The organism is Raoultella sp. T31 (genome assembly GCF_002806725.1).
Lineage (GTDB): Bacteria > Pseudomonadota > Gammaproteobacteria > Enterobacterales > Enterobacteriaceae > Klebsiella > Klebsiella electrica.
Window position 1 is genome coordinate 1 of the sequence record NZ_PIBO01000028.1, and the last position, 24,992, is coordinate 24,992.

Annotated in this window: 25 protein-coding genes and 1 riboswitch; of the genes, 8 read left to right on the top strand and 17 right to left on the bottom strand. The window is 56.2% G+C overall.

All coding sequences use genetic code 11. The features are described from left to right. The 9 genes from CWM52_RS26525 to CWM52_RS17590 all read right to left on the bottom strand — a co-directional run. On the bottom strand, positions 1–223 hold a 223-nt coding region (locus tag CWM52_RS26525; RefSeq protein WP_206057723.1), incomplete at its 3' end, for a hypothetical protein. A gap of 362 nt (positions 224–585) precedes the next feature. Beyond that, positions 586–1,398 carry a shikimate 5-dehydrogenase gene (locus tag CWM52_RS17555; protein ID WP_100685279.1) on the bottom strand — a complete coding sequence of 271 codons (813 nt, stop codon included), beginning with the start codon at positions 1,396–1,398 and terminating at the stop codon, positions 586–588. After that, positions 1,391–2,620 carry an L-sorbose 1-phosphate reductase gene (gene sorE, locus CWM52_RS17560; RefSeq protein WP_100685280.1) on the bottom strand — a complete coding sequence of 410 codons (1,230 nt, stop codon included), beginning with the start codon at positions 2,618–2,620 and terminating at the stop codon, positions 1,391–1,393. Before sorE ends, CWM52_RS17555 begins: the two co-directional genes overlap by 8 nt. Positions 2,621–2,693: 73 nt before the next feature. Continuing rightward, positions 2,694–3,518, bottom strand: coding sequence for a PTS system mannose/fructose/sorbose family transporter subunit IID (locus CWM52_RS17565; RefSeq protein WP_100685281.1), 825 nt, complete (start codon positions 3,516–3,518; stop codon positions 2,694–2,696). Positions 3,519–3,529: 11 nt separating this feature from the next. Then, a complete protein-coding gene (locus CWM52_RS17570) occupies positions 3,530–4,327 on the bottom strand; it encodes a PTS mannose/fructose/sorbose transporter subunit IIC (RefSeq protein WP_100685282.1) in 798 nt (265 codons plus the stop codon). A 173-nt stretch (positions 4,328–4,500) separates the two neighbouring features. Then, positions 4,501–4,995, bottom strand: coding sequence for a mannose/fructose/sorbose PTS transporter subunit IIB (locus tag CWM52_RS17575; RefSeq protein ID WP_100685283.1), 495 nt, complete (start codon positions 4,993–4,995; stop codon positions 4,501–4,503). After that, entirely contained in the window at positions 4,995–5,402 is a 408-nt protein-coding gene (locus CWM52_RS17580) for a mannose/fructose/sorbose PTS transporter subunit IIA (RefSeq protein WP_015585374.1), read from the bottom strand. The genes CWM52_RS17575 and CWM52_RS17580 overlap by 1 nt, the downstream gene beginning before the upstream one ends. Before the next feature lie 9 nt (positions 5,403–5,411). Further along, positions 5,412–6,215 carry an SDR family oxidoreductase gene (locus CWM52_RS17585; RefSeq protein ID WP_100685337.1) on the bottom strand — a complete coding sequence of 268 codons (804 nt, stop codon included), beginning with the start codon at positions 6,213–6,215 and terminating at the stop codon, positions 5,412–5,414. Between the two features lie 68 nt (positions 6,216–6,283). Continuing rightward, a complete protein-coding gene (locus CWM52_RS17590) occupies positions 6,284–7,237 on the bottom strand; it encodes a sugar-binding transcriptional regulator (protein WP_131049846.1) in 954 nt (317 codons plus the stop codon). Positions 7,238–7,580: 343 nt separating this feature from the next. Here CWM52_RS17590 and rluF point away from each other — a divergent pair, with 343 nt between their 5' ends. After that, the gene (rluF, locus tag CWM52_RS17595; RefSeq protein WP_100685284.1) at positions 7,581–8,459 is read left to right on the top strand and encodes a 23S rRNA pseudouridine(2604) synthase RluF; all 879 of its coding nucleotides are present in this window, start codon (positions 7,581–7,583) and stop codon (positions 8,457–8,459) included. On the opposite strand, the gene CWM52_RS17600 is transcribed toward rluF, so the two are convergent. The 3 genes from CWM52_RS17600 to lysC form a co-directional block, all read right to left on the bottom strand. Further along, positions 8,456–8,728: a DUF3811 domain-containing protein gene (locus CWM52_RS17600; RefSeq protein WP_100685285.1), complete on the bottom strand. Its 273-nt coding sequence runs from the start codon at positions 8,726–8,728 to the stop codon at positions 8,456–8,458. The two genes, rluF and CWM52_RS17600, sit on opposite strands and share 4 nt — an antisense overlap. A gap of 127 nt (positions 8,729–8,855) precedes the next feature. After that, positions 8,856–9,785 (bottom strand): ketopantoate/pantoate/pantothenate transporter PanS, encoded by a 930-nt coding sequence (panS, locus tag CWM52_RS17605; RefSeq protein ID WP_100685286.1) that lies wholly within the window; start codon positions 9,783–9,785, stop codon positions 8,856–8,858. Between the two features lie 204 nt (positions 9,786–9,989). Continuing rightward, positions 9,990–11,339, bottom strand: a complete 1,350-nt coding sequence (gene lysC, locus CWM52_RS17610) for a lysine-sensitive aspartokinase 3 (RefSeq protein WP_100685287.1) — start codon at positions 11,337–11,339, stop codon at positions 9,990–9,992. Between the two features lie 168 nt (positions 11,340–11,507). Then, a riboswitch (Lysine riboswitch) is annotated at positions 11,508–11,740 on the bottom strand. A 327-nt stretch (positions 11,741–12,067) separates the two neighbouring features. Here lysC and pgi point away from each other — a divergent pair. Next, positions 12,068–13,717: a glucose-6-phosphate isomerase gene (gene pgi, locus CWM52_RS17620; RefSeq protein WP_100685288.1), complete on the top strand. Its 1,650-nt coding sequence runs from the start codon at positions 12,068–12,070 to the stop codon at positions 13,715–13,717. Between the two features lie 263 nt (positions 13,718–13,980). Here pgi and CWM52_RS17625 read toward each other — a convergent pair whose 3' ends face one another. Both CWM52_RS17625 and CWM52_RS17630 read right to left on the bottom strand, forming a co-directional pair. Beyond that, complete coding sequence (locus tag CWM52_RS17625; RefSeq protein WP_100685289.1) at positions 13,981–14,436, bottom strand: acyltransferase; 456 nt, start codon at positions 14,434–14,436, stop codon at positions 13,981–13,983. A gap of 8 nt (positions 14,437–14,444) precedes the next feature. Further along, positions 14,445–14,954 carry a GNAT family N-acetyltransferase gene (locus CWM52_RS17630; protein WP_100685290.1) on the bottom strand — a complete coding sequence of 170 codons (510 nt, stop codon included), beginning with the start codon at positions 14,952–14,954 and terminating at the stop codon, positions 14,445–14,447. A gap of 146 nt (positions 14,955–15,100) precedes the next feature. Here CWM52_RS17630 and psiE point away from each other — a divergent pair, with 146 nt between their 5' ends. Continuing rightward, complete coding sequence (psiE, locus tag CWM52_RS17635; RefSeq protein WP_100685291.1) at positions 15,101–15,511, top strand: phosphate-starvation-inducible protein PsiE; 411 nt, start codon at positions 15,101–15,103, stop codon at positions 15,509–15,511. A gap of 194 nt (positions 15,512–15,705) precedes the next feature. Here psiE and malG read toward each other — a convergent pair whose 3' ends face one another. From malG to malE, 3 genes are all read right to left on the bottom strand, one after another. Next, a complete protein-coding gene (gene malG / locus CWM52_RS17640) occupies positions 15,706–16,596 on the bottom strand; it encodes a maltose ABC transporter permease MalG (RefSeq protein ID WP_100685292.1) in 891 nt (296 codons plus the stop codon). 14 nt (positions 16,597–16,610) lie between these two features. Then, a complete protein-coding gene (malF, locus tag CWM52_RS17645; RefSeq protein ID WP_100685293.1) occupies positions 16,611–18,155 on the bottom strand; it encodes a maltose ABC transporter permease MalF in 1,545 nt (514 codons plus the stop codon). A gap of 120 nt (positions 18,156–18,275) precedes the next feature. Further along, positions 18,276–19,466 carry a maltose/maltodextrin ABC transporter substrate-binding protein MalE gene (gene malE / locus CWM52_RS17650; protein ID WP_100685294.1) on the bottom strand — a complete coding sequence of 397 codons (1,191 nt, stop codon included), beginning with the start codon at positions 19,464–19,466 and terminating at the stop codon, positions 18,276–18,278. 369 nt (positions 19,467–19,835) lie between these two features. Between malE and malK the strand changes: the two genes are divergently transcribed. The 5 genes from malK (at position 19,836) to ubiA (ending at position 24,984) form a co-directional block, all read left to right on the top strand. After that, the gene (gene malK, locus CWM52_RS17660; RefSeq protein WP_100685295.1) at positions 19,836–20,945 is read left to right on the top strand and encodes a maltose/maltodextrin ABC transporter ATP-binding protein MalK; all 1,110 of its coding nucleotides are present in this window, start codon (positions 19,836–19,838) and stop codon (positions 20,943–20,945) included. 100 nt (positions 20,946–21,045) lie between these two features. Then, positions 21,046–22,356: a maltoporin gene (locus CWM52_RS17665; protein WP_100685296.1), complete on the top strand. Its 1,311-nt coding sequence runs from the start codon at positions 21,046–21,048 to the stop codon at positions 22,354–22,356. 107 nt (positions 22,357–22,463) lie between these two features. Further along, positions 22,464–23,414, top strand: coding sequence for a maltose operon protein MalM (gene malM, locus CWM52_RS17670; protein WP_100685297.1), 951 nt, complete (start codon positions 22,464–22,466; stop codon positions 23,412–23,414). Positions 23,415–23,604: 190 nt separating this feature from the next. Next, positions 23,605–24,102, top strand: coding sequence for a chorismate lyase (ubiC, locus tag CWM52_RS17675; RefSeq protein ID WP_100685298.1), 498 nt, complete (start codon positions 23,605–23,607; stop codon positions 24,100–24,102). A 12-nt stretch (positions 24,103–24,114) separates the two neighbouring features. Further along, positions 24,115–24,984 carry a 4-hydroxybenzoate octaprenyltransferase gene (ubiA, locus tag CWM52_RS17680; RefSeq protein ID WP_100685299.1) on the top strand — a complete coding sequence of 290 codons (870 nt, stop codon included), beginning with the start codon at positions 24,115–24,117 and terminating at the stop codon, positions 24,982–24,984. Positions 24,985–24,992 lie beyond the last annotated feature (8 nt).

The following is a 24,992-nucleotide window of genomic DNA, read 5'->3' on the forward strand; positions in this document are numbered from 1 at the left end:
CCGGGCGACGGTCCATCGTCGTCTGCGGACGGGTAGCCCGGACAGGTGCGCAGCACCGCCTCCGGGAAAAGAGTGGTCGGGGTTCAGAAACGGTGGCCTGCCCCCGGCTCGCGCTACGCTTAGCCGGGCTACCGCTGTGCTTAACCGGACTACCGTTGTGCTTCATCGGGCTACCGCTGCGCTTAACCGGGCTACCGTTGCGCTTCTCCGGGCGACGGTCCATCGTCGTCTGCGGACGGGTAGCCCGGACAGGTGCGCAGCACCGCCTCCGGGAAAAGAGTGGTCGGGGTTCAGAAACGGTGGCCTGCCCCCCGGCTCGCGCTACGCTTAGCCGGGCTACCGTTACGCTTAACCGGACTACCGCTACGCTTCACCGGGCTTTTAGCCAGGTGATAGCGTCGCAGGCGATCCTACCACCGGTTGCCCACAGGCCGCTGATATGGCCCACGATATGGCAAGGCAGCGGGCGACACCGGGCCTCTTAGCCGCGGTGACGAGTAAGAAGAGGGGAGCGGTTAAGGGGAGACAAGAGTATGCAACCGGAGTCACAAATTGCAGGAAGTGCGCCCTCCCTGGCGCCCAGACTTACCCTGCTCGCGCAAATGCCGCCGCCTCGTTGACCAGATCGGCATCCGGACGTACGCCGGTATAAAGTACGAATTGTTCCACCGCCTGTAGCGCAATCACCTCCGCACCGCTGATAATCTGCTTATCCAGCGCCTGCGCCAGACGAATCAGCGGGGTTTCCGGCGGCAGGGCCACCACGTCAAACACCACCTGAGCCTGCTCAACCATCGGCTGACTGAACGCCAGGGTATCGCTTTGCGTACCGCCGGCCATGCCGAGCGGCGTGACGTTAACCAGAATATCGGCCTGGATTCCTTCAGGGTGCGGCTGCCACTGAAAACCGTACTGTTTCGCCAGCGCCAGGCCGCTATCACGATTGCGGGCGGCGATCACCACCTCGCGAAAGCCAGCGTCGCGAAAGGCGGCAATAACCGCTTTACCCATGCCGCCGCTGCCCTGAATCATCACGCTGGCATGAGTATCCAGCTGGTGGCGGTCGATCAGGCTCTTCACCGCAATATAGTCAGTATTGAGCCCGGTCAGCCTGCCGTGGTCGTTAACGATGGTATTGACCGAATCAATCACCCTGGCTGAAGGATCAATGGCGTCAAGGAAAGGCATACAGCTCTCTTTAAACGGCATTGAGACTGCGCAACCGCGAATGCCCAGCGCCCGTACCCCTCCTACCGCCGCGGCGATATCCTGCGTGGTAAAAGCTTTATAGATGAAATTCAGTCCCAGCTTCCCATACAGATAGTTGTGAAAACGGGTACCGAAGTTGCCTGGGCGACTGGCCAGCGACATGCAGAGCTGTGTTTCGCGATTAATCATGAGTTATGTCCTGTGCGTGGGTCAGCAGATACTGTTCCGCTTCAGCGGACCAGATCCCATGATGACGGGCTATAATTGCCGCCAGCTCAGGGTCGGCAATGGCGCCAAGAGGGGTCAAGGGCAGCGATTTTTCGGTATACACCAGCTTTTTACCGCCGCCGACGGCCGGCAAATCGAGGGTGGTTTCGCCCGCCGCATTCAGCCCGAGAATATGGGTCACCACTTTCGCCGCCTGGACTTTTTTCTCCTGCATCAGCGCGACGGCGGCCCGCATATCGTCAGTATTGCCGCCGGAAGTCCCGACGTAATGTGTAAAGGCATAATGCACATCGTAAAAGTTTATCGGCGCGCTGAACTGCTTATCCTGCGGACCGGCAAAGAAGTTCAGACAGCCGTCCGCGGCCAGCAGCGAAGACGCCATGGTAATCAGCTGCTCATTCGGCACGAACACAAAAATATCATCGAAGCCGTGGCCGCCGGTCAGCGCCATCAGCGTTTCGCGTCCGGCATCGTGGCCGTCGAGGTAATGGATCAACGTTTGCGGCTCTGACGGATAATGCTGACGGGCGTAGCTCAGCTTCGGCTTATTGGTGTCGGTCACGACCAGCAGAGAAGGGTTCACCGGTCCATGCAGCGCATAGTCGATAGCCAGCAGCCCCATTGGGCCGGTACCGCCGAGGATCAGCGTGCGGCCCTGAGGCCGGATGCCCATCACATGGTTATAGCTCCCTTCCTGCAGATGATAGTTGGCGTTGAATGCACCGATCACGCAGGAGAGCGGTTCGACCAGCGAGCCTTCAAACCAGGTATCGCCTTCCCAGGTGAGCAGACAATCTTGCGTCATGACCTCATCCGGGATCACCACGTGAGTCGCTTCGCCACCGATCCACGGGAAGGAGTAGCCGGGGCAATCGGGGCGATCCGGCAGCTGCAGGTTGGCCTGAATGACGTAGCGCTGGCCGGCCTGGAATTTATGCTGCCACTTTTTGCCGACCGCGAGGATTTCGCCGCAGAATTCATGGCCGATGATAATCGGATTCACCGCCACGTCGTCCGGCACCTTTTTATGGTTTTCCCCCTGGTTGGCCTCCTTCCAGGAAGAGAGGCACAGGCTGTCGGTGACCACGCGGGCGAGGATCTCGTCATCCTGCATTTCCGGGAGTTCAAAGGTTTCCAGACGCAGGTCGCGTTTACCGTAAAGGCGTAGAGCCGTTGTTTTCATGTTTACCACCTCATCCCCTTTGACTGCGGGGTTAGCTTATTGAAGTGACCCCGGCGCGGCCGGGGCCGAATAATCAGGACAAGAAGCCCAGCGCGTTACCGATAATCCCCAGCCCGAACAGGGCAAAGATCAGCCATACCGGGTTAACTTTTTTATTGAGCAGGCGCACCATCAGCAGCGTCAGGCCCAGCGCCAGCAGGCCGGGACAAAGCTGGTCGAGGATGTTTTGTACGGTCATGGTGACGGTGGTGCCGTCGGCCCCTGGCGTTTGCGACACCACCAACGGCACGTGGATGGAGGTCCACTTGGTGACCAGCACGCCCATCACGAACAGACCTAAAATAGAGGCCCCTTCGGTCAGTTTTTGCAGCAGGTTGCCGCCCATATCGCTGACGATATTGACCCCCTTACGGAAGCCGAGCTGCAGGCCGTACCATTTCATTGCCAGACGTACTGCATTGAAAATAAAGAAAAAGAGAAGTGGCCCAAGAACGTTCCCCGACAGCGCCAGCGACGCGCCGAGCGCCGCGGTAATCGGGCGTAAGGTGCCCCAGACCAGCGGATCGCCGACCCCGGCCAGCGGCCCCATCAGGCCAACTTTGATGCCGTTGATCGCCCCATCGTCGATGGCCGCGCCGTTGGCCCGCGCTTCTTCCATCGCCGCGGTGACGCCCAGCACCGGGCCGCAGACGGCGGGAGTGGTGTTGAAGAACACCAGATGGCGTTTTAGCGCCGCCACCTGATCCTCTTTTAGCGGATAGAGACGCTTGATCGCCGGGATCATGTCGTAGCAAAAGCCGAGACCATGAATACGTTCGAAGTTGAAGGAGGCCTGCTGTAGGTTGGAGCGCAGAAAGATGTTAACCAGGTCGCCTTGGGTGAGTTTTTTCGGTTCCATAACGGGCTCCATCAGTCGTCAAGTTGGTCAAGGGCGGTGGAGGAGGCGGTCGCCTGCCGGGGCTCGGCCTTGCGCCATTGCGGGTTCAGCTGGATATAAATCAGCGCGATAATGACCCCCACGCCGCCGAAGGCCAGCAGGCTGAAATCGAGATAGCCTCCCGCCAGAAAACCGAGGAAAAAGAACGGCATCAGGTATTTGACGCCCATCATGCGCAGCACCATGGCGTAGCCCACCACCACAATAAAACCGCCGGCGATTTGCAGGCCGCGGGTGACAAATTCCGGGATGGCGCTCAGCATGCTGCTGACCATGTCAGCGCTGACAAACAGCGAGACCACCAGAGCCGGAATCGCGACGCGGAGCGCCTGTACGCCCAGCGCCGAGATATGCAGCATGTCGATAGTGCGAAAACGCGCCTCTTCTGCCGCCTTGTCCGCTGCGTGTTGAAACACCACCGTGATGGTGCGGGCGAAAACGGTGAGTACCTGACCTGCCGCGGCCACCGGTAGCGCGATGGCGATCCCGGTGGCGATGCTTTGATGGCCGACGATAACCAGAATCGCGGAGATGATGCTGGCCAGCGCCGAATCCGGCGATTGCGCGGCGCCGACGTTCATCCAGCCGAGCGCGATCAGCTCCAGCGTGCCGCCGAGCATAATCCCGGTTTTTAAATCACCGAGAATTAAGCCGATGACCGTGCAGGCAATTAACGGGCGGTGCGTCTGAAATTCATCCAGCACGCTGCCCATCCCGGCAATACAGGAAAAAAGAAATATGGCGATTATTTGTAGGGTACTGATTTCCATAATATGTCACCTTGAGGGTATGCAAATCCCTGCCTGTTACGGCATTAACACGGTCTTACTCTGACGGTCATGGCATGGGTTTTATATTTTTAAACTTGTCACAAGGTATTGTGCTAAGTCTATCTCCAGGGTGTACCACTCAGAATAACGATGTGCAAAATACAGGCGCTGTTTTATTCTGTAAAAGAGTGCTGGTTTATTTTGTCGAGAATATTGATGGATGGATCTGACGCCACCACGCGTAAATCCAGGTTAACGCCCAGTTTATCCAGTTGACGAAACGCATGAATATCTTCATCGTCTAAAGATACCGCCTTGGTTAATTGTTTTTTACCCGGTCGCCAGGCCATGCCACCAATATTTAAAGTGGCAATATTGACCCCTTGCCTGACCATCGTTAAAACATCCTGGGGATTGGTAAATAAATAAAACACGGTCTCGTTCTGATATTGCGGGTTGTGATAAACAGCGACCGCTTTTTCGAGGTTAACAACATTGACCTTCATGCCCGGAGGCGCGGCCTGGCGGAGTAAAGTCCGCCGCACCTCGTCGTTATAAGCGTCATCGTTGCAGATAATAATGCGCTGAGCGTTGGCGACTTTTGACCATACGGTAGTCACCTGGCCATGGATCAGGCGGTCATCAATACGGGCAAGCGTAATATTCATCAAAAATCCTCCTCAATGGTTTCCGGCTGTCGCCAGACCACGCAGCACTGGCTGGCGATGGTCGTCAGATGTGCACACAGGGCGTCTGCGGTCAGGGTCTGCTGGTTATCCACCAGTTCCAGCGCCAGCGGTAATGAGAGGCCGCTGATGACCCGCAGCCGCGGGTTTTTCATCGCCAGTCCGGCAGCGGCATTCCACGGGCTGCCGCACTGTAAATCGACGGCGATCAGCCACTCACTGTCATTGTGAGTGCTTACTAACTCATCCAGCCTGGTGGCGATGTCGCTGGCGTTTTCGCCGGGCATAAATGCCACGGCGCTGGCCTGCACGTCACCATAGACCATCCGCACCGAATCCAGCATGGCGCAGGCCAATTGACCGTGGGCGCAGAAAATCACATTCACCATATCTACTCCTTATCCGCGGGTTTTACCGCCGGCGATGTTAGTGGTTACTCCGGTTATGTAGCTTGCCCGCTCTGACAGCAGATAGCAGACATAGTCGGCCACTTCGCTCAGACGGCCGGAGCGACCAATCGGAATCGCATTTTTGCTATAGCCCGTGCGCAGTTGCTCGACGGTGATGTTGCGCGTCCAGGCCAGTGCTTCTTCGTATTCTGGCGTGCGCAACCCGGTTTTTTCGAGGATGCCTGGCGCCACGCCCACGACGCGGATACCGTGTTTCCCCAGCTCTTTGGACCATGAACGCGTGAAGCTATTCAGTGCGGCCTTGGTTGCGGCATAGCAGCTCTGACCTTCAGAGCCTTCCAGTCCGCTTTCCGACGAGACGTTAACAATGACCCCTGCGCGCTGTTTCACCATCTGTCGGGCCACCGCCTGCGACATCAAAAAGACCCCTTTTTGGTTGATGTTCACCATCTTTTCAAAAGAGGCTTCATTGAGTTCGTAGCGTCCTGCCGGGGCTTTCTCATCGACGAGGAGACGCGGGAAATTCACTCCGGCATTATTTACCAGACCATCGATACGACCGTATTGTTGAATAATTTGCTCGACAGTGTGATTCACCTCGCTGGCGCTGGAAATATCCGTTGGCCAGAATCTGTAATGGTCAGTCTGGCGATGCTTATCGCCACCGTGAATATCGGTCATGTGGACATTGGCGCCGAGACTTAATAATTCATCAACAATGGCCAGGCCAATTCCAGAAGCGCCGCCGGTAACAATAATGATTTTATCTTGCAGATTTAGCCATGTTTGCATAATCGTCATCTCATTTTCAGGTAAAGGGATCCCACGCAGAGCAAACTGCGTCAAAGGGGGAACGTCTTTTATTTCAGTAACAGCTCTGCGGTTTCTCGATTTGTCACCAGGCAGTTAATATAACCGCCGCGCAATGCGCCGATAATACCGCTATATTTTTCTTCACCGATGGCGATACCTACGGAATAACGTACCTGTTTTAATCGGGCAATATCGATGGAGAGTGTCTTTTCATTCATATTGGTTTCAACGGCGATACCGTTGATATCATAAAAGCGTGAACAAATATCGCCGGCGACGTGCCGCGCGTTGAGATCATCGCTCTCTTCGCTACCATAAAACGCATGCCAGTTGGCGCCATCGCGAATTGCCGGGGAACCGATGCCCACCAGCGCGACATCGAGATTCTCCCAGTAGGATGAAATCGTTTTAAAATGCCGGGACTGCATAATACCGTTGCGAATCAAGGTGTTTTCCAGCAACGCCGGGAAGTCAGCAAGATGCGATTCGGCTTTCAGCCGCGCAGCGGCGCCGTAGGTCAGCGTGTTCACATGATACCGGCTCTCCAGCTTGCCCGAGGGGCCGCCGATAATCGGTACGCAAATCACCTGCCGCGACTGGCTGGCCTGCGGGAGCGTTTCGACCAGCGCACGGACCGCCCGTCCCCAGGAAAAGCCGATAATATCGCCAGGCTCAAGCAGGCGGTCGATCAACTGAGCGCCATGCTGTCCGATAGTGCTCAACTGCTCCTCTTCCTGCGATGATTCGCAGGAAGCCACCACCGCCTCTTTGAGACCGAATTTTTCTTTCAGCTGCTGTTCCAGCCACAGATTTTCGTTGTAGTCGTAGTTGATGGCGATGGTGACGATACCCTGCTCGCGACCGCGTTTCAGCAGGCGGCTGATGGTGGTGCGGTAAATACCCAGCTCGCGGGCAATCTGCGCCTGGGTCATGTCCTGCTCATAGTAGAGCTGGGCAACTTTGACTATTAAGCGGATATCATCGCTATTTTCGATCGCCATCGTGGAACTCCTGCACATTTGTGCAAACGACATTCTTGCTCACTTGATCTGATATAACCCCAACCATCGCCGGCGACAAAGCAATTTTCCGCTATTTCATCACTATAAGGTGGCGGTTTGTTTTGCACATTTGATTGCTGACCTGCCTGGAGATGGCACGTTTGTGCAGGTTGAGCTAATGGTTTGATTCTGCTTATTTTCGCCGGACAGAATTGCACGGGACAGGGGGGAACACTTTTGTGGAGAAAGGTGTGACGGATCACATTTAGCGGCTAGCCGGAGCAACGCGATTATTTTTGATTGTCCGCGGCCTGAGGTATATTTCGCTTTTACAGGAGAATTTATGCTGCCAGACTCATCAACCCGACTCAATAAATACATCAGTGAAAGCGGAATTTGCTCGCGTCGCGAAGCCGATCGCTACATTGAACAAGGCAATGTTTTTATCAATGGCAAGCGCGCGGCCATTGGCGATCAGGTCAATCCTGGCGATGTCGTGAAGGTCAACGGTCAATTGATCGAACCGCGCGAGGCCGAAGATCTGGTGTTCATCGCCCTGAATAAACCGGTCGGTATTGTCAGCACAACGGAAGACAGCGAGCGCGATAACATTGTGGATTTCGTTAACCACAGCAAGCGCGTCTTCCCGATTGGTCGACTGGACAAAGACTCTCAGGGGCTGATCTTTCTGACCAACCACGGCGATCTGGTGAATAAGATCCTGCGTGCCGGCAACGATCACGAAAAAGAGTATCTGGTGACGGTGGACAAGCCGGTGACCGACGAGTTTATCCGCGGCATGGGGGCCGGGGTACCGATTCTCGGTACGGTAACGAAGAAGTGCAAAGTCAGGAAGGAAGCGCCGTTGGTGTTCCGCATTACCCTGGTTCAGGGCCTGAACCGGCAGATTCGCCGGATGTGTGAGCACTTTGGCTATGAGGTCACGAAGCTTGAACGGACGCGCATCATGAACGTCGGGCTGTCGGGATTGCCGCTCGGTGAGTGGCGCGACCTGACGGATGATGAGCTGGTGGCGCTGTTTAAGCTGATTGAGAATTCGTCCTCTGAGGCTAAACCGAAGGCGAAAGCCAAACCGAAAACCGCCGGGATCAAGCGTCCGGTGGTGAAGGTTGAAAAGAGCAATGAGAAAAACGAGAAAGGACGCCCGGCGTCTAACGGAAAACGTTTTACTCAGCCGGGGCGGAAAAAGAAAGGGCGTTAACGCCTGCCGCGCGTTGGCGTGCTCGCCGACCACGAAAATGAGGCTTCGCTATCGGGTTTGTAGGCCTGCTTTTTCTTTAACTGGCGGGCCTTTTTCGCGTCGGCTTCACGCAGCGCCATCAGCTTGTCGATGTACTCTTTCTTGACGGCGTTGGTCTCGGCGTTGGTCAGCGCTCGACCGTGCGCAATCCGGGCCCGGTCAAGCAGCGTTTTGAGTTCGCGTTGCTCGCGCTCTGTCATCTCTTTTTGCGTAATGCGGGGAAGTGCCATAGTGGTGCCCTCAGTCTGCCGGATAACCCAGTGTACGGTAATCGCGGGCCGACGGACAGCGCGTTAGCCTCGTAGAAGAGGGCGCAGACGGGAAAATACCCGGGCCGTTGGCCCGGGCGACGGAATATCAGCGTGTGTTCTCGTTTTTGGCGGTAGGTTTTCCCGACCAGTAGCCCGCCAGCAGCGAACCGGACAGGTTGTGCCAGACTGAAAACAGCGCGCCGGGCAGCGCGGCGAGCGGGCCGAAGTAGATTTTCCCCAGCGCAGCGGCAAGACCGGAGTTTTGCATCCCCACTTCAATCGCCAGCGTCCGACAGGTTGACTCGTCAAAGCCAAACAGCCGCCCGCCCCAGTAGCCGCCGAGCAGACCGATGGCGTTATGCAGGATCACCGCGACAATGACCACCAGGCCCACCGAAGCGATATGCGAGGCAGAACCAGCGACGACGGCGCTGATGATCGCCAGGATGCAGATCATCGAGAAGGCAGGCAGAAAAGGCTCAACCGCTTTCACCACTTTGGGCAGCGTATGGTGAATCACCAGTCCCAGCGCAATCGGGATCACCACGATCTGCAGGATGCTGAGCAGCATCCCCATGACATCGACCTGAATGTGCGCATCCACATACAGTCGCGTCAGCAGCGGCGTCGCCACCACGCCGACCAGCGTAGAAACCGATGAGATGGTGACAGACAGCGCCACATCGCCTTTTGCGAGATAGATCATCACGTTCGATGCGGTCCCGCTGGCGACGCTCCCGACCAGCACCATACCGGCGGAAAGCTCGGGCGGCATATGGAACAGCAGCGCCAGCGCCCAGGCGGCGAGGGGCATCACCAGATAGTGAAGAAAAATACCTGCGGCCACCGGCGCCGGGCGCGACAGCACGCGCTTAAAGTCGTCCAGTTTCAGATGCACCCCCATTCCGAACATGATGAGCATCAGCAGCGTGGTCACCCATGGCCCGACGGGGGTAAAGGTCGACGGGGTGTAATAAGCCAGAACAGAGAGCAGCAGCGCCCATAACGGGAACAGCCTCGTCAGAATAGCGAGCATGTTGTTTTCCTTGCGATTAACGCCTCATCTTTCGGACTATGCCAGCGCAGGCGGTGCCTGTTTTCCCGGACACGTTGTCTGCCGTGCATCAAGGAGCGTTCACCGGCCAGCCGTCCGCACGATAGAGGGGTGTTGTGTTGATATAGTTATAAAAAAGCCGGGTTCGAGCCCGGCTATAGGTAATATTTATCGCGTGAAGAAATATTATTCAAACAAATTATGATGCAATTTCTGCACGACTTTCTCGGCATCCGCGCCGGGTACCAGGAAGCAGAGGTTGTGGCTGGAGGCGCCGTAGCAAATCATACGAATATTGAACGGCTCCAGGACGCCGAAAACTTCTTTGCCCACGCCACAGGCGCGCGACAATTCGTTACCGATTAACGCCACCAGCGCCAGATCCTGCTCCACTTCTACGCGGCACAGGGAAGAGAGCTCGGTCAACAGCGCCTGGGTCAGCAGTGTATCGGTGGCGGAGGTCGAACCGGTGGTATCCATGGTCAACGCAACGCTGACTTCGGATGTGGTTATCAGATCCACGGAGATATTGTGCCGCGCGAGGATGCCGAACACTTCCGCGAGGAAGCCGCGCGAGTGCAGCATATTCAGGCTATGCAGCGTCAGCAGCGTCTGGCGACGGCGCAGGGCCAGCGCGCGGAACAGCGGCGGATTTTCGGTTTTATTGCACACCAGCGTTCCGCCGGCGGTGGGTTCTTTGCTGGAGCCGACGAAGACCGGAATATCGCTACGTACGGCGGGCAGCAGGGTGGCCGGATGAAGCACTTTGGCGCCAAAGGTGGCCATTTCGGCCGCCTCGGCAAAGGCGATGACATCGATACGTTTTGCCGCCGGCGCGACGCGCGGGTCGGTGGTGTAGATCCCCGGGACATCGGTCCAGATATCGACACGGCTGGCGTTCAAGGCTTCGCCCAGCAGAGCGGCGGTATAGTCGCTGCCGCCGCGGCCCAGCGTAGTGGTACGACCTTTGGCTTCGCTGCCGATAAAGCCCTGAGTGACCACCAGACCTTCAGCCAGGCGCGGAGTCAGCTGCAGCTGCGTCAGCTCGGCGAGTGCGGCAATGTCCGGCTCGGCGCGGCCGAAGCGATCGCTGGTGCGCATAATTTTACGCACATCGAACCACTGTGACGCGATACCGCGCTCGCGGAGAATTTCGACAAACAGCAGGGTGGACATCAGTTCGCCATGGCTGACCAGTTCGTCGGTCAGCGCCGCGGAACTTGCCAGCGCAGCGGCTTCTGCCAGGGTGGTGATATTTTCCAGCAGGCGCTCGATCTCTTCGCGAATCACGTTGGGATAGCGCAGGCGCTCCAGGATATTGAATTGAATCTGGCGCAGTGATTCGAGCTTTTCAAAACGCTCAGCGGGTTCCAGCCCTTCAGCCAAAGCAACCAGAAGATTGGTCACACCCGCAGAGGCCGATAACACCACGACGCGCGTGTTCTCATCAAGTCGCGCAACATCCACGCTGCGATTCATGGCATCGAAATCGGCAACGCTGGTGCCGCCGAATTTGGCTACAACTAAATCTGTCATAACAACCTCGTGTCAGGAGGGCCTGACTTATTAAAACGATTCCTGAGTGGGGCTGGACACCAGCTTACAGTAATAAAATGTCTTAATAAGCCAGGCCAAATTATTCAGCCATGGCACAAGGGAAGAGCGAAAAACAGGGTGGGCGCAGAGCAATAAACAGCTACGATGTCACCCAGAAGTGCTCCACCTTGTAGACCCGCTCCCCGACGCCTTGCGTCAGTTCCTGGGTATGAAACGCCCGACTGCGAACGTTTCTGGTGACAACCCAGGGGATTCAGCCCCTGTGGCCGGTGATGTGCGTACCAGACGCTTTATCACCTCGGCGTTGCTCCCCCTCACGTATTTTCGCCGGACTGGTTCCTCCAATACGGTTACCTGGGCAACGCACCTCTTCTGGCAATTACCGACGTCTTTCACTTTGCCTGAGGCGCTGGTGATTATCCCAGCAATACCCTTTCGCTGTAGCGTGAAATGCGCGAGCAATACAAGTGCAGTTATATAAAGGCTTCGGAGCGGGTATGTCAACGCTGCGGTTATGCGGATTTTTCATGCTCGGGGGATTAACAGAAAAAAGCCTTATGATGACTATACTCGTAGAGGCTTTTTGCTCCGATCTGACCCTGTTCCTGACGCGTGTCATAGGCATGACATAAAAATCATCACAATTTTTTGCCGCCGGCGCTACAATCGACCGCAGTCACAATTCTCAAATCAGAAGAGTATTGCTAATGAAAAACATCAACCCAACGCAGACCTCTGCCTGGCAGGCATTACAGAAACACTTTGATGAAATGAAAGATGTCACTATCAGCGAGCTTTTTGCGCAAGACAGCGACCGTTTTTCTAAGTTTTCCGCAACGTTCGACGATCTGATGCTGGTGGATTTTTCAAAAAACCGCATTACCGAAGAGACGCTGGCTAAACTGCAGGCTCTGGCGAAAGAGACCGATCTGGCAGCGGCTATCAAGTCCATGTTCTCCGGTGAGAAGATCAACCGCACTGAAGATCGCGCGGTTCTGCATGTTGCTCTGCGCAACCGTAGCAATACCCCGATTATTGTTGATGGCAAAGATGTGATGCCAGAAGTGAATGCTGTTCTCGAAAAGATGAAGCATTTCTCTGAAGCGATCATCTCCGGCAGCTGGAAAGGCTATACCGGTAAAGCGATTACCGACGTCGTGAATATCGGTATCGGCGGCTCTGACCTCGGCCCGTTCATGGTGACCGAAGCGCTGCGTCCGTATAAAAACCACCTTAATATGCACTTTGTCTCTAACGTCGACGGCACCCATATCGCCGAAGTGCTGAAGGGCGTAAACCCGGAAACCACGCTGTTCCTGGTCGCCTCTAAAACCTTTACCACCCAGGAAACCATGACCAACGCCCACAGCGCGCGCGACTGGTTCCTGAGCACCGCCGGTGACGAAAAACACGTGGCGAAGCACTTCGCGGCGCTCTCCACCAACGGCAAAGCGGTGGGTGAGTTCGGCATCGACACCGCTAACATGTTCGAGTTCTGGGACTGGGTTGGCGGTCGCTACTCGCTGTGGTCAGCGATTGGTCTGTCGATCATCCTGTCCGTGGGCTTCGACAACTTTGTTGAGCTACTCTCCGGCGCGCATGCGATGGACAAACACTTCTCCACCACTGCGGCAGAGAAAAACCTGCCGGTGCTGCTGGCGCTGATCGGTATCTGGTACAACAACTTCTTCGGCGCGGAAACCGAAGCCATTCTGCCGTATGACCAGTACATGCACCGCTTTGCGGCCTACTTCCAGCAGGGCAACATGGAATCTAACGGCAAATACGTTGACCGTAACGGCAACGCCGTGGATTACCAGACCGGCCCGATCATCTGGGGTGAACCGGGTACCAACGGTCAGCACGCGTTCTACCAGCTGATCCACCAGGGCACTAAGATGGTACCGTGCGATTTTATCGCCCCGGCTATTACTCATAACCCGCTCTCCGATCACCATCCGAAGCTGCTGTCTAACTTCTTTGCACAGACCGAGGCGCTGGCGTTCGGTAAATCCCGCGAAGTGGTTGAGCAGGAATATCGTGACCAGGGTAAAGATCCGGCAACCCTGGATCACGTGGTGCCGTTCAAAGTGTTCGAAGGCAACCGCCCAACCAACTCCATCCTGCTGCGCGAAATCACCCCGTTCAGCCTGGGCGCGCTGATTGCTCTGTATGAGCATAAGATCTTCACTCAGGGCGCGATCCTCAACATCTTCACCTTCGACCAGTGGGGCGTTGAGTTAGGCAAACAGCTGGCAAACCGCATTCTGCCAGAGCTGAAAGATGGTGCAGAAATCAGCAGCCACGACAGCTCGACGAACGGCCTGATCAACCGTTACAAAGCCTGGCGCGCATAAGTCGCGGGTGCCTGAATACCGGTCAGGGCGATCGGTATTCAGGCTATGTGCTTTTGTGCGTTCGCCCGGCGGCGCGTTGCTTGCGCGGGCCTACGGAGTGTGTGTTGCTGGTCATGCAAGGCGTCATCATCCCGGCGCGTCGCTTGCATGGGTCTAGGGGCCGTGTTTTGTAGGCCGTGCAAGGCGTCAGCCGCCGCCCGGCAAATATCCGGGCATAACCGCGAACCGATCTCAATGCCGACCTTCCGGGTCGGCATTTTTGCTTATAGCCGCCGCAGTAGTTTCGCCGGGTTTCCTGCCCACACGCCTTTTTCTGTTATCGATTTCGTGACCACGCTCCCTGCGCCAATCACCGCGCCATCGCAGATGCTGACCGCCAGAATGGCCGCGCCGCTGCCGATAGAGACATCGTTCCCGATGGTAATTCGCCCCCAGTTTTCCCGGTTGTCATCGGGACGCCCCTCGCGAAACATATCGTTGGCAAACATCACGCCGTGGCCGATAAAGCAACGTTCGCCGATCGTGACATACTCGCAGATAAAGGTATGGGACTGGATTTTACTGTCGGCGCCGATGCGCGTATTGCCCTGAATTTCGACGAATGGCCCGACGAAAACGTTATCGCCAAGCGTGCAGTCATAGAGATTGGCAGGCTGATAAATCACCACGTTCTCGCCGCTGGCGACGTTACGGATGCCGGTTTCACGAAGAGTGTGCATAGCGTCCCTCAGATAGGTTTGGCCAGAATATGTAGTGTGCTCATCTGGGTTGCGGAGCGGAACAGGCTGTCTTTCACATATTGCATACCTGAACGCTCATAAAAACGCCTGGCGCCAGGATTGCTGGCGAGGACTTCTAGCCACAGCCAGTCATCGCCCGCCGCCTTTGCCCGCGCCGCAACGGCGCTAAAAATCTGCTCACCGTAGCCATGCCCTGTTTCAGCAGGCAGTAAATAGAGCTTATGCAGCAACGTGCCGTGCGGGCCATCGGCCGCCATCGGCTGGTGGCAGCTGTATTTCGCGAAGCCGACAGGATGCTGGTCTTCGGCAATCAGCCAGCAGCTGCGCTCATCGGCGAGGCTGCGCTGAAGCGCGGGCAGGGAGTACTCCTGCTGGAGAAAGAGCGCCAGCTCACTGGCGCTATGCCAGAGATGGGTAAAGTGGTGACGATAGCTGGCGTTCCCCATTTCACTCAGCAGGGGAGCGTCTTCCCGGTGCGCCGTACGTATTGTCAGCATTGCTGTTTCCTTTTTAACCCGCCAGTCTGGCAAGTGATTGTTACATTTGACGCAACAGACGCAAAAAGTTAACGAAAAATATCGATCTGTATCACATTTTTGCGTTATACAGATCGGCAGGAATAATGAAGATAAGAGGTGTACCTATGCCGCCGGTCTATCGTCCGTTGGTCAATTTTGTGGCGACCGCCATGCAGGCGGTTTTGAATCTGGCGCTGTTGTGCCTCGGGATAATCCTGGTGGTTTTCCTGGGGAAAGAGACATTCCATCTGGCGCATGTCCTGTTTACTCCGGAACCGGTCAGTAAGTACAAGCTGGTCGAAGGGCTGGTGGTCTATTTTCTCTATTTCGAATTTATCGCGCTGATTGTGAAGTACTTTGAGTCGGGCTTTCACTTCCCGCTGCGCTATTTTGTCTATATCGGCATTACGGCGATTGTGCGCCTGATTATTGTCGATCACGAATCGCCCATGGCGGTACTTATCTATTCGGCAGCGATCCTGATTCTGGTGATTACGCTGTGGCTGTGTAACTCCAACCGGCTGAAACGCGAATAAAAAAAGCGGCCTCCAGAGGCCGCTGACCAACAGTCACAAAACTTAATTTATGTAGGGTCCAGTTGAGGATAGCAGTGGCATTTGCCTTACTTTTTCAACTGAGGGCGGTAGTTGCCGTACCCGGTTGGGGTTCGTGTACAGCACCTAAAGCACCGTCCCTGCGCTGAAATTTGGGGCGGGTATAACGATGAAACTTAACCTTTCACCCCGCCTGCCGTCAGGCCGTTAACCAGCCAGCGCTGGGCCAGCAGGAAGACAACCGTAATCGGAATGGCGGAGAGCACCGCCGCAGCGGCAAAGTCGCCCCACAGGTAGTTCTGCGGGTTGAGATACTGTTGCATACCGACGGCCAGGGTATAGCTGTTCACATCGCGCAGCAGCAGCGAGGCCACCGGCACTTCGGTAATCGCGGCAATGAACGACAGAATAAACACCACCGCCAGAATCGGTACCGACAGCGGCAGCAGGACCAGACGGAAGGCCTGCCACGGCGTCGCGCCATCCAGCGCCGCCGCTTCTTCCAGCGAGCCGTCGATGGTTTCGAAGTAGCCCTTAATCGTCCAGACGTGCAGCGCAATCCCGCCCATATAGGCGAAGATGACACCGCCGTGAGTATTCAGGCCGACAAACGGCAAATACTGGCCGAGGCGGTCAAACAAGGCGTATAACGCCACCAGCGACAGCACCGCCGGGAACATCTGGAAAATCAGCATCCCCTTCAGCAGGGTCGCTTTGCCCGGGAAGCGCATACGGGCGAAGGCGTAGGCGCAGGTCGTGGAGAGCGCCACGATACCGATGGCGGTGATCCCGGCCACTTTCACCGAGTTCCACAGCCACAGCAGCACCGGGAAAGGTGGCGGGGTGACGCGGCCATCCGCATGCTCGACGCTGAAGCCCAGCGCCAGCCGCCAGTGCTCCCAGGAGATCCGGTCCGGGATCAGGCTGCCGGTGGCGAAGTTACCCTCGCGCAGCGAGATAGCAATCACCATCAGCAGCGGGAACATGATCGCCGCGATGAAAACCTGCAGCAGGAGGTGCGTGGTGAATAAACGCAGCTTCTGAGATTTGGGTTGTACCATAGCCATGTTCAGAGCCCTCCTTAATCGAATTTCATTCGTGTGGCTTTCAGGTTAACAATCGCCAGTACGCCTACCAGCAGGAAGATCAGGGTGGCTATCGCCGCTGCCAGACCAAAGTCCTGACCGCCGCCGCCTTCGAAGGCGATACGGTAGGTGTAGCTGACCAGCAGGTCGGTATAGCCGGCCGGCGTGGTCGTGCCGAGACGGTCCGGCCCACCGTTGGTCAACAGCTGAATCAGCACGAAGTTGTTAAAGTTAAAGGCGAAGCTGGCGATCATCAGCGGCGTCAGCGGCTTAATCAGCAGCGGCAGCGTAATCTTAAAGAAGTTCTGGAATGGACCGGCGCCGTCCATTGCCGAGGCTTCGTACAGATCGTCAGGGATCGCTTTCAGCAGGCCCATGCACAGAATCATCATGTACGGGTAGCCCAGCCAGGTGTTGACGATAACGATCATCGAACGCGCGGTGGTCGGATCGCTGAACCAGGCTGGCTTGATGCCGAACAGCGCGCTGAGCATCATGTTGATTTCACCAAAGCTCTGGTTGAACAGCCCTTTGAAAATCAGAATCGAGATAAACGACGGCACGGCGTAAGGCAGAATCAGCAGAACGCGGTAAATCGCTTTGCCTTTCAAGGATTCCCACTGCACGAGGCAGGCAAGGACCATGCCCACGGCCACGGTCAGAATCACGGTCAGGACTGAGAAGACCACCGTCCAGACGAAGATAGCGAAGAACGGTTTCTGAATCCCTTCATCGGTAAAGACGCGGGTGAAGTTATCCCAGCCGATCCCGACGGTGTAGCCCGGACTCAGCTTCTCAGCGCCCCAGCTACCGTCGGCATTGATGGACTGGTAGAAACCGACGTCATTGTTCGGCCGATATTTTACGCCGCTCTGGTTGTTGGCCAGCGTGCCATCGTTTGCCAGCGTATACAGCGGTTGGGTGCCGGAGAACTGGCGCAGTGAACTCATGACAACTTTGCTGTCGTCAGGCAGGATGGCGGTCAGCTGGTTCAGCGCGGTGCGGTTTTGGGTGATGATACGCAGGTTCGCGCGTTCGCCTTCCGGCAGCGCTTCACCTTCTTTTAAAGCCAGTTTCTGCTCGCCGCCCAGCCTGAAGGCGTCGGAGACATAATTTTTGCCGCTGTCGCCATCGGTCAGCGCCAGTTTCCACTCATCTCCCGCCGGAAACAGCGAGAAGTTGTAGGATTTACCGGCCTGGAATGAGCGGTCCATCAGCACTGCCTGAGCGCGCTCAAAGGTCAGCTGGTTGGTGCTGCTGTAGTTGGTGAAGGCGATAGCGATGGTGCAGACCAGCGGGAACAGGACGAACAGCCCCATCCCGGCGAGACCCGGGTAGACATAGCGCCAGGCATAGGCCTTGCGGTTGGTGAAGATATACAGACCCGCTGAGCTTAAAATCAGCGTCAGGATGGCAAACAGGTACTCCCCCTGGGCGTACATCAAAACGACAAGGTAACCCACCAGCAGGCACAGCAAGCCAATCACAGACCATGTCAGCTGCGGGCTTTGCCACCAGTGTTTCTTTTTAACGACATCCATGGGGTTCTTCCTCTACAACGATGGAGACTTATCGTCAGGTGGCGCTGCGCTGACCTGACCTACGGATCGTGCCGTAGTCGTAGGGCGGGTAAACGCATGCGCTACCCGCCGTTTTTCTGCTTACTTAGTGATACGAGACTGGGCGTCTTTCAGCGCGGCATCGACGGTCTGACGACCGCTAGCTGCGTTGATAACCGCGGTGCGTACGGCATACCAGAAGGCGGACATCTGTGGGATGTTCGGCATGATTTCGCCTTTCTGGGCGTTCGCCATGGTGGCGGCAATACGCGGGTCTTTCTCCAGTTTTTCCTGGAAGGATTTCAGCGCAACGGCGCCCAGCGGTTTGTCCTTGTTCACTTCGTCCAGGCCCTGGTCGGTCAGCAGGTAGTTTTCGAGGAACTCTTTCGCCAGCTCTTTGTTCGGGCTGGCGGCGTTGATACCGGCGCTCAGTACGCCAACGAACGGTTTAGACGGTTTGCCTTTGAACGTGGGTAGCAGGGTGACGCCGTAGTTGATCTTGCTCTTATCGATGTTCGACCACGCCCACGGACCGTTGATGGTCATCGCGGTTTCGCCTTTGTTGAAGGCTGCTTCAGCGATGGAGTAATCGGTATCGGCGTTCATGTGTTTATTCTTGATGAGGTCAACCAGGAAGGTCAGACCGGCTTTCGCGCCAGCGTTGTCGACGCCCACGTTTTTGACGTCATACTTGCCGTTTTCAAATTTGAACGCATACCCGCCGTCAGCGGCGATCAGCGGCCAGGTGAAGTACGGTTCTTGCAGGTTGAACATCAGCGCGCTCTTACCTTTCGCTTTCAGTTCTTTATCCAGCGCCGGGATCTCTTCCCAGGTTTTCGGCGGATTCGGGACCAGGTCTTTGTTGTAAATCAGCGACAGTGCTTCAACCGCGATAGGGTAGGCGATCAGTTTGCCGTTATAGCGTACGGCATCCCAGGTAAACGGATAGAGTTTGTCCTGGAACGCTTTGTCCGGGGAGATTTCAGCCAGCAGGCCAGATTGTGCATAGCCACCGAAACGGTCATGAGCCCAGAAGATGATGTCCGGGCCGTCGCCAGTCGCCGCGACCTGCGGGAATTTCTCTTCCAGCTTATCCGGATGTTCGATGGAAACTTTAATGCCGGTGTCTTTTTCAAACTTCTTACCCACTTCGGCGAGACCGTTATAGCCTTTGTCGCCGTTAATCCAGATAACCAGCTTACCTTCTTCAATTTTGGCGAGGGCAGAGGCGGAAAACATCATCGTCGTCAATGCAGACAACGCGAGGATGCGAGCGCCGGTTTTGATTTTCATATACCAGTCCTTTTTGGTGATGTGCTCGTGGATACACTTAGGTGGCTTAACGGTGATGAGTTTCCTTTTTTAACAACCCCTTTCCATCCTCCCCGTGTCTACGCCCCACCCGCGGTTTGTGTGATCTGCATTGCAGAAATGCGCGTATTGGGGTCTGGAGCACATAAAAGCGAGGCCATTTTTGCTACCTGCATCACGAAAATGGCTTGGCCTCGCCATCCCCCGCTATGAGGGGCAATCTCTCATCCTCCCGTCTCCTCCCCCATAAAAAAGGCGGGGGTGGAGGATTCAACAGGTAAATGAATGCCGCATAGTCAGCCCATCTTGAATGTGTCTGTTAGTGACAGGTTGTAACGAAGGGAGATGGGGATGGCGAGCGTACAGCTGCGAAATATAACGAAAGCCTGGGGTGACGTGGTGGTATCGAAAGATATCAATCTCGACATTCAGGAAGGGGAGTTCGTGGTGTTTGTCGGGCCATCGGGCTGCGGCAAATCGACCCTGCTGCGTATGATTGCCGGGCTGGAAACCATAACCAGCGGTGATTTATTTATTGGCGATGTGCGAATGAACGATATCCCTCCGGCCGAACGCGGCATCGGGATGGTGTTCCAGTCTTATGCGCTTTACCCTCATCTTTCCGTTGCGGAAAACATGTCTTTCGGCCTCAAGCTGGCCGGCGCTAAAAAAGATTTAATTAACCAGCGCGTCACTCAGGTGGCGGAAGTCCTGCAGCTGGCGCATCTGCTGGAGCGTAAACCGAAGGCATTATCCGGTGGACAGCGTCAGCGTGTGGCGATTGGCCGTACCCTGGTAGCCGAACCCCGCGTGTTCCTGCTCGATGAACCGCTGTCTAACCTCGACGCCGCGCTGCGTGTGCAGATGCGTATCGAAATCTCCCGCCTGCATAAGCGCCTTGGGCGCACGATGATCTACGTGACCCACGATCAGGTCGAAGCGATGACGCTGGCCGACAAAATTGTGGTGCTGGACGCCGGCCGCGTGGCGCAGGTCGGGAAACCGCTGGAACTGTATCACTACCCGGCCGATCGCTTTGTCGCGGGCTTTATTGGCTCGCCAAAGATGAACTTCCTGCCGGTAAAAGTGACCGCAACCGCCATTGAGCAGGTTCAGGTTGAGTTGCCGAACCATCAGCACGTCTGGCTGCCGGTAGACAGCGCCCGCGTTCAGGTTGGCGCCAATATGTCCTTAGGTATCCGCCCGGAACATCTGCTGCCCAGCGATATCGCCGACGTCACCCTCGAAGGGGTCGTTCAGGTGGTTGAGCAGCTTGGTCACGAAACACAAATTCATATCCAGATCCCCGCCATCCGTCAAAACCTGGTTTACCGCCAGAATGACGTGGTGTTGGTAGAAGAGGGAGCCACATTCGCTATCGGTTTGCCGCCAGAGCGCTGCCATTTATTCCGTGAGGATGGTACGGCGTGTCGTCGGTTGCATAAAGAGCCGGGCGTATAAGGCTTCCCATTAAAAAAAAACACGAACCCCTTAGCGCGCTGCAGGCAGGCATAACGACGGGCGAAGTGTTCAAAGAAAAGCAATGATCTCAGGAGATAGAATGATGATTACTCTGCGCAAACTTCCACTGGCGGTAGCCGTCGCGGCAGGCGTTATGTCTGCTCAGGCGTTGGCCGTCGATTTCCACGGTTATGCCCGTTCCGGTATCGGCTGGACCGGCAGCGGCGGTGAACAACAGTGCTTCCAGGCAACCGGTGCTCAAAGTAAATACCGTCTTGGTAACGAATGTGAAACCTATGCGGAATTAAAACTGGGTCAGGAAGTCTGGAAAGAAGGTGATAAGAGCTTCTACTTCGATACTAACGTTGCCTACTCCGTATCGCAGCGAAATGACTGGGAATCCACCAGCCCGGCATTCCGTGAAGCGAACGTGCAGGGTAAAAACCTGATCGACTGGCTGCCAGGCTCCACTATCTGGGCCGGTAAGCGTTTCTACCAGCGTCATGACGTGCACATGATCGACTTCTACTACTGGGATATCTCCGGTCCTGGTGCGGGTCTTGAAAACGTTGATCTGGGCTTCGGTAAACTCTCTCTGGCAGCGACCCGTTCTTCTGAATCCGGCGGTTCGGCGACCTTCGCCGATCGTGATGCGCTGGGTAACCGCGTCTATGACAACATCGTGCCGAACGACGTCTTCGACGTGCGTTTAGCGCAGATGGAAATCAACCCGGGCGGCACGCTGGAGCTGGGTGTTGACTACGGTCATACCAACGTTCCGGATAAATACTACCTGCAGCCAGATGCGTCTAAAGATGGCTGGATGTTCACCGCTGAACACACCCAGAGCATCCTGAAAGGCTACAACAAGTTTGCACTGCAGTACGCCACCGACGCGATGACCTCTAACGGTAAAGGCGTTCCGCAGGGCGGCAGCATCAACAACGACGGTTCCATGTGGCGCGTGCTTGACCACGGCGCAGTCTCTCTGGCTGACGATTGGGACATGATGTACGTGGCGATGTACCAGGATGTCAACCTGGACAACAACAACGGCACCAAATGGTGGACCGTCGGCGTGCGTCCTATGTACAAATGGACGCCGATCATGAGCACCCTGCTGGAAGTGGGCTACGACAACGTGAAATCGCAGAAAACCGGCGACAGCAACAACCAGTACAAAATTACCCTGGCGCAACAGTGGCAGGCGGGTGACAGCATCTGGTCCCGTCCGGCGATTCGCCTGTTCGCCACCTACGCCAAGTGGGATGAGAAATGGGGCTACGCGAACGGTGATTCCGGCGCGGGCTACACCTCCGGCGTGGCGTACAACGACACTTCTGCCAAGACTTTCAGCCGTGGCGACAGCGACGAGTGGACCTTCGGTGCCCAGATGGAAATCTGGTGGTAATCCAACCTGACGTGTGATGACCAAAAGAGGGGCGCAAGCCCCTCTGTCTTCGGCTCAGCGGGCTATTGCCTGGCTACCGCTTGGCCATCGGAATTGAGGTGATAACAATGAAAATGAAGAAAAGTCTCGTTGCCCTCTGCCTGTCCGCCGGCCTGCTGGCCAGCGTACCCGCAGTCAGTTTTGCTGATGTGAATTTCGTGCCGCAGAATACCTCTGCCGCACCGACCATTCCTGCTTCCGCGTTGCAACAGCTAACCTGGACGCCGGTCGACCAATCGAAAACGCAAACCACGACGTTAGCGACGGCAGGGCAGTCGCTGAATATCCCCGGCATCGTTGGCCCTGTGGCGGCCTACAGCATCCCGGCAAATATCGGTGAGTTGACCCTGACCCTGACCAGTGAAGTGAATAAGCAAACCAGCGTTTATGCGCCAAACGTGCTGATTTTTGACCAGAATATGACGCCATCGGCGTTCTTCCCGAGCAGCTATTTTACCTATCTGGAGCCGGGCGTGATGAGCTCGGATCGCCTGGAAGGGGTAATGCGCCTGACGCCGGCTTTAGGTCAGCAAAAAATCTATGTGCTGGTCTTTACTACCCCGCAGGATTTGCAGCAGACCACTAAATTAATCGATCCGGCGAAGGCCTACGCCAAAGGGACCGGTAATGCGGTGCCGGATATTCCGGATCCGATCGCCAGACATACCACTGAAGGCTCGTTGGGCCTGAAAGTGAAAACCTCATCAGGTTCCAGCGTGCTGGTGGGGCCGCTGTTCGGCTCCTCCGGTCCGGGGCCGGTGACCGTCGGCAATACGGCGGCGCCGGTCTATAGCGCGCCAGCCGCCGCGCCGGTTGTTGCTCCTGTTGCGGCGCCAGCGCCCGCGGCGAAGAGCGAACCGATGCTGGATGATACCGAAACTTACTTTAACAACGGCATCAAGCAGGCTGTTGCGAAAGGTGATATCGATAAAGCCCTCAAACTGATGAACGAAGCTGAGCGCCTTGGCTCGAAATCTGCTCGTTCCACCTTTATCAGCAGTGTAAAAGGCAAGGGGTGATCGTCTCCCCACAATGCTGATGTTTAGGCACAGCCTTTAGGTGCGTCCGTCTGGACGCGCCTTTTTTTATCATGCGGCGGCGGCTGTTACATGGCTGTTACGTCGATGATCGTATCTTGACGCTTTGCCCGCCCTGATGACCTTATTCTGCGATACAATGGCTGCTACGTTATGTAACGGAGAATCAGGCATGTCACATCCTGCGCTTACGCAACTGCGTGCGCTGCGCTATTTTGCCGCTATGCCCCCGCTGGAACCCTCGCTGCGCGACTGGCTGTTGCTGGAAGACTCAATGACCAAACGCTTTGAGCAACAAGGGAAAAAGGTTAGCGTTATGCTGGTCAACGAAGATTTTGTCGGACGCGAAGCGCTGGTGGGCGAAGAGGCGTTGCTGCCAGATGAAGCGCGCTACTGGCTGCGGGAAATCATTCTCTGCGCCGATGATGAACCCTGGCTGGCCGGGCGAACTATCGTGCCGGAATCGACGCTGAGCGGTCCCGAACTGGCGCTGCAGCAGCTTGGGCAGACGCCGCTGGGCCGTTATTTGTTCACCTCGTCGACGTTAACCCGTGACTTTATTGAAATTGGGCGTTATGCAGAGCTTTGGGGGCGTCGTTCCCGCCTGCGGCTGAGCGGTAAACCGCTGCTGCTGACAGAACTGTTTCTGCCTGCATCGCCGCTGTATTAAGAGGAAGAGAAAATGGAGTGGAGTCTGACGCAGAATAAGCTGTTGGCGTTTCATCGCCTGATGCGTACTGACAAACCGATCGGCGCGCTGCTGCTGCTGTGGCCGACGCTGTGGGCGCTATGGGTGGCGACGCCGGGTGTTCCGCCGCTGTGGATTCTGGCCGTTTTTGTCGCCGGAGTGTGGCTGATGCGCGCCGCCGGCTGCGTGGTCAACGATTATGCCGACCGCAAATTTGACGGCCACGTCAAGCGCACCGCGCGTCGTCCGCTGCCGAGCGGGGAGGTGACGGAAAAAGAGGCCCGGGTGCTGTTTGTCGTGCTGGTGCTGCTCTCGTTCCTGCTGGTGCTGACCTTAAACACCATGACTATCCTGCTGTCGGTGGCGGCGCTGGCGCTGGCGTGGGTCTATCCATTCATGAAGCGCTACACCCATCTGCCGCAGGTGGTGCTGGGCGCGGCATTTGGCTGGTCTATTCCGATGGCCTTCTCGGCGGTGAGTGAAGCGTTGCCGTTAAGCTGCTGGCTGATGTTTCTCGCCAATATTTTGTGGGCGGTGGCTTACGATACCCAGTACGCGATGGTCGACAGGGACGATGACGTTAAAATCGGGATTAAATCAACGGCGATCCTGTTCGGCGAACATGACCGTACCATTATCGGTATGTTGCAGATTGGGGTGCTGATACTATTGGCCGCCATCGGCTGGCTGAACGGGCTGCACTGGGAATATTACTGGTCGCTGTTTATCGTCGCAGGGCTGTTTTTCTGGCAGCAGAAGCTGATTTTCCGTCGCGAACGTGACGACTGCTTTAAAGCGTTTTTAAATAATAACTACGTCGGACTGGTGGTGTTTCTCGGTCTGGCGATGAGCTATCTGCAGTAGTCCCTTCC

Bases quoted from the DNA above. Each gene is read 5' to 3' on its own strand.
- CWM52_RS17555 (WP_100685279.1), bottom strand. From the start codon at position 1,398: ATGATTAATCGCGAAACACAGCTCTGCATGTCGCTGGCCAGTCGCCCA.
- sorE (WP_100685280.1), bottom strand. From the start codon at position 2,620: ATGAAAACAACGGCTCTACGCCTTTACGGTAAACGCGACCTGCGTCTG.
- CWM52_RS17565 (WP_100685281.1), bottom strand. From the start codon at position 3,518: ATGGAACCGAAAAAACTCACCCAAGGCGACCTGGTTAACATCTTTCTG.
- CWM52_RS17570 (WP_100685282.1), bottom strand. From the start codon at position 4,327: ATGGAAATCAGTACCCTACAAATAATCGCCATATTTCTTTTTTCCTGT.
- CWM52_RS17575 (WP_100685283.1), bottom strand. From the start codon at position 4,995: ATGAATATTACGCTTGCCCGTATTGATGACCGCCTGATCCATGGCCAG.
- CWM52_RS17580 (WP_015585374.1), bottom strand. From the start codon at position 5,402: ATGGTGAATGTGATTTTCTGCGCCCACGGTCAATTGGCCTGCGCCATG.
- CWM52_RS17585 (WP_100685337.1), bottom strand. From the start codon at position 6,215: ATGCAAACATGGCTAAATCTGCAAGATAAAATCATTATTGTTACCGGC.
- CWM52_RS17590 (WP_131049846.1), bottom strand. From the start codon at position 7,237: ATGGCGATCGAAAATAGCGATGATATCCGCTTAATAGTCAAAGTTGCC.
- rluF (WP_100685284.1), top strand. From the start codon at position 7,581: ATGCTGCCAGACTCATCAACCCGACTCAATAAATACATCAGTGAAAGC.
- CWM52_RS17600 (WP_100685285.1), bottom strand. From the start codon at position 8,728: ATGGCACTTCCCCGCATTACGCAAAAAGAGATGACAGAGCGCGAGCAA.
- panS (WP_100685286.1), bottom strand. From the start codon at position 9,785: ATGCTCGCTATTCTGACGAGGCTGTTCCCGTTATGGGCGCTGCTGCTC.
- lysC (WP_100685287.1), bottom strand. From the start codon at position 11,339: ATGACAGATTTAGTTGTAGCCAAATTCGGCGGCACCAGCGTTGCCGAT.
- pgi (WP_100685288.1), top strand. From the start codon at position 12,068: ATGAAAAACATCAACCCAACGCAGACCTCTGCCTGGCAGGCATTACAG.
- CWM52_RS17625 (WP_100685289.1), bottom strand. From the start codon at position 14,436: ATGCACACTCTTCGTGAAACCGGCATCCGTAACGTCGCCAGCGGCGAG.
- CWM52_RS17630 (WP_100685290.1), bottom strand. From the start codon at position 14,954: ATGCTGACAATACGTACGGCGCACCGGGAAGACGCTCCCCTGCTGAGT.
- psiE (WP_100685291.1), top strand. From the start codon at position 15,101: ATGCCGCCGGTCTATCGTCCGTTGGTCAATTTTGTGGCGACCGCCATG.
- malG (WP_100685292.1), bottom strand. From the start codon at position 16,596: ATGGCTATGGTACAACCCAAATCTCAGAAGCTGCGTTTATTCACCACG.
- malF (WP_100685293.1), bottom strand. From the start codon at position 18,155: ATGGATGTCGTTAAAAAGAAACACTGGTGGCAAAGCCCGCAGCTGACA.
- malE (WP_100685294.1), bottom strand. From the start codon at position 19,466: ATGAAAATCAAAACCGGCGCTCGCATCCTCGCGTTGTCTGCATTGACG.
- malK (WP_100685295.1), top strand. From the start codon at position 19,836: ATGGCGAGCGTACAGCTGCGAAATATAACGAAAGCCTGGGGTGACGTG.
- CWM52_RS17665 (WP_100685296.1), top strand. From the start codon at position 21,046: ATGATGATTACTCTGCGCAAACTTCCACTGGCGGTAGCCGTCGCGGCA.
- malM (WP_100685297.1), top strand. From the start codon at position 22,464: ATGAAAATGAAGAAAAGTCTCGTTGCCCTCTGCCTGTCCGCCGGCCTG.
- ubiC (WP_100685298.1), top strand. From the start codon at position 23,605: ATGTCACATCCTGCGCTTACGCAACTGCGTGCGCTGCGCTATTTTGCC.
- ubiA (WP_100685299.1), top strand. From the start codon at position 24,115: ATGGAGTGGAGTCTGACGCAGAATAAGCTGTTGGCGTTTCATCGCCTG.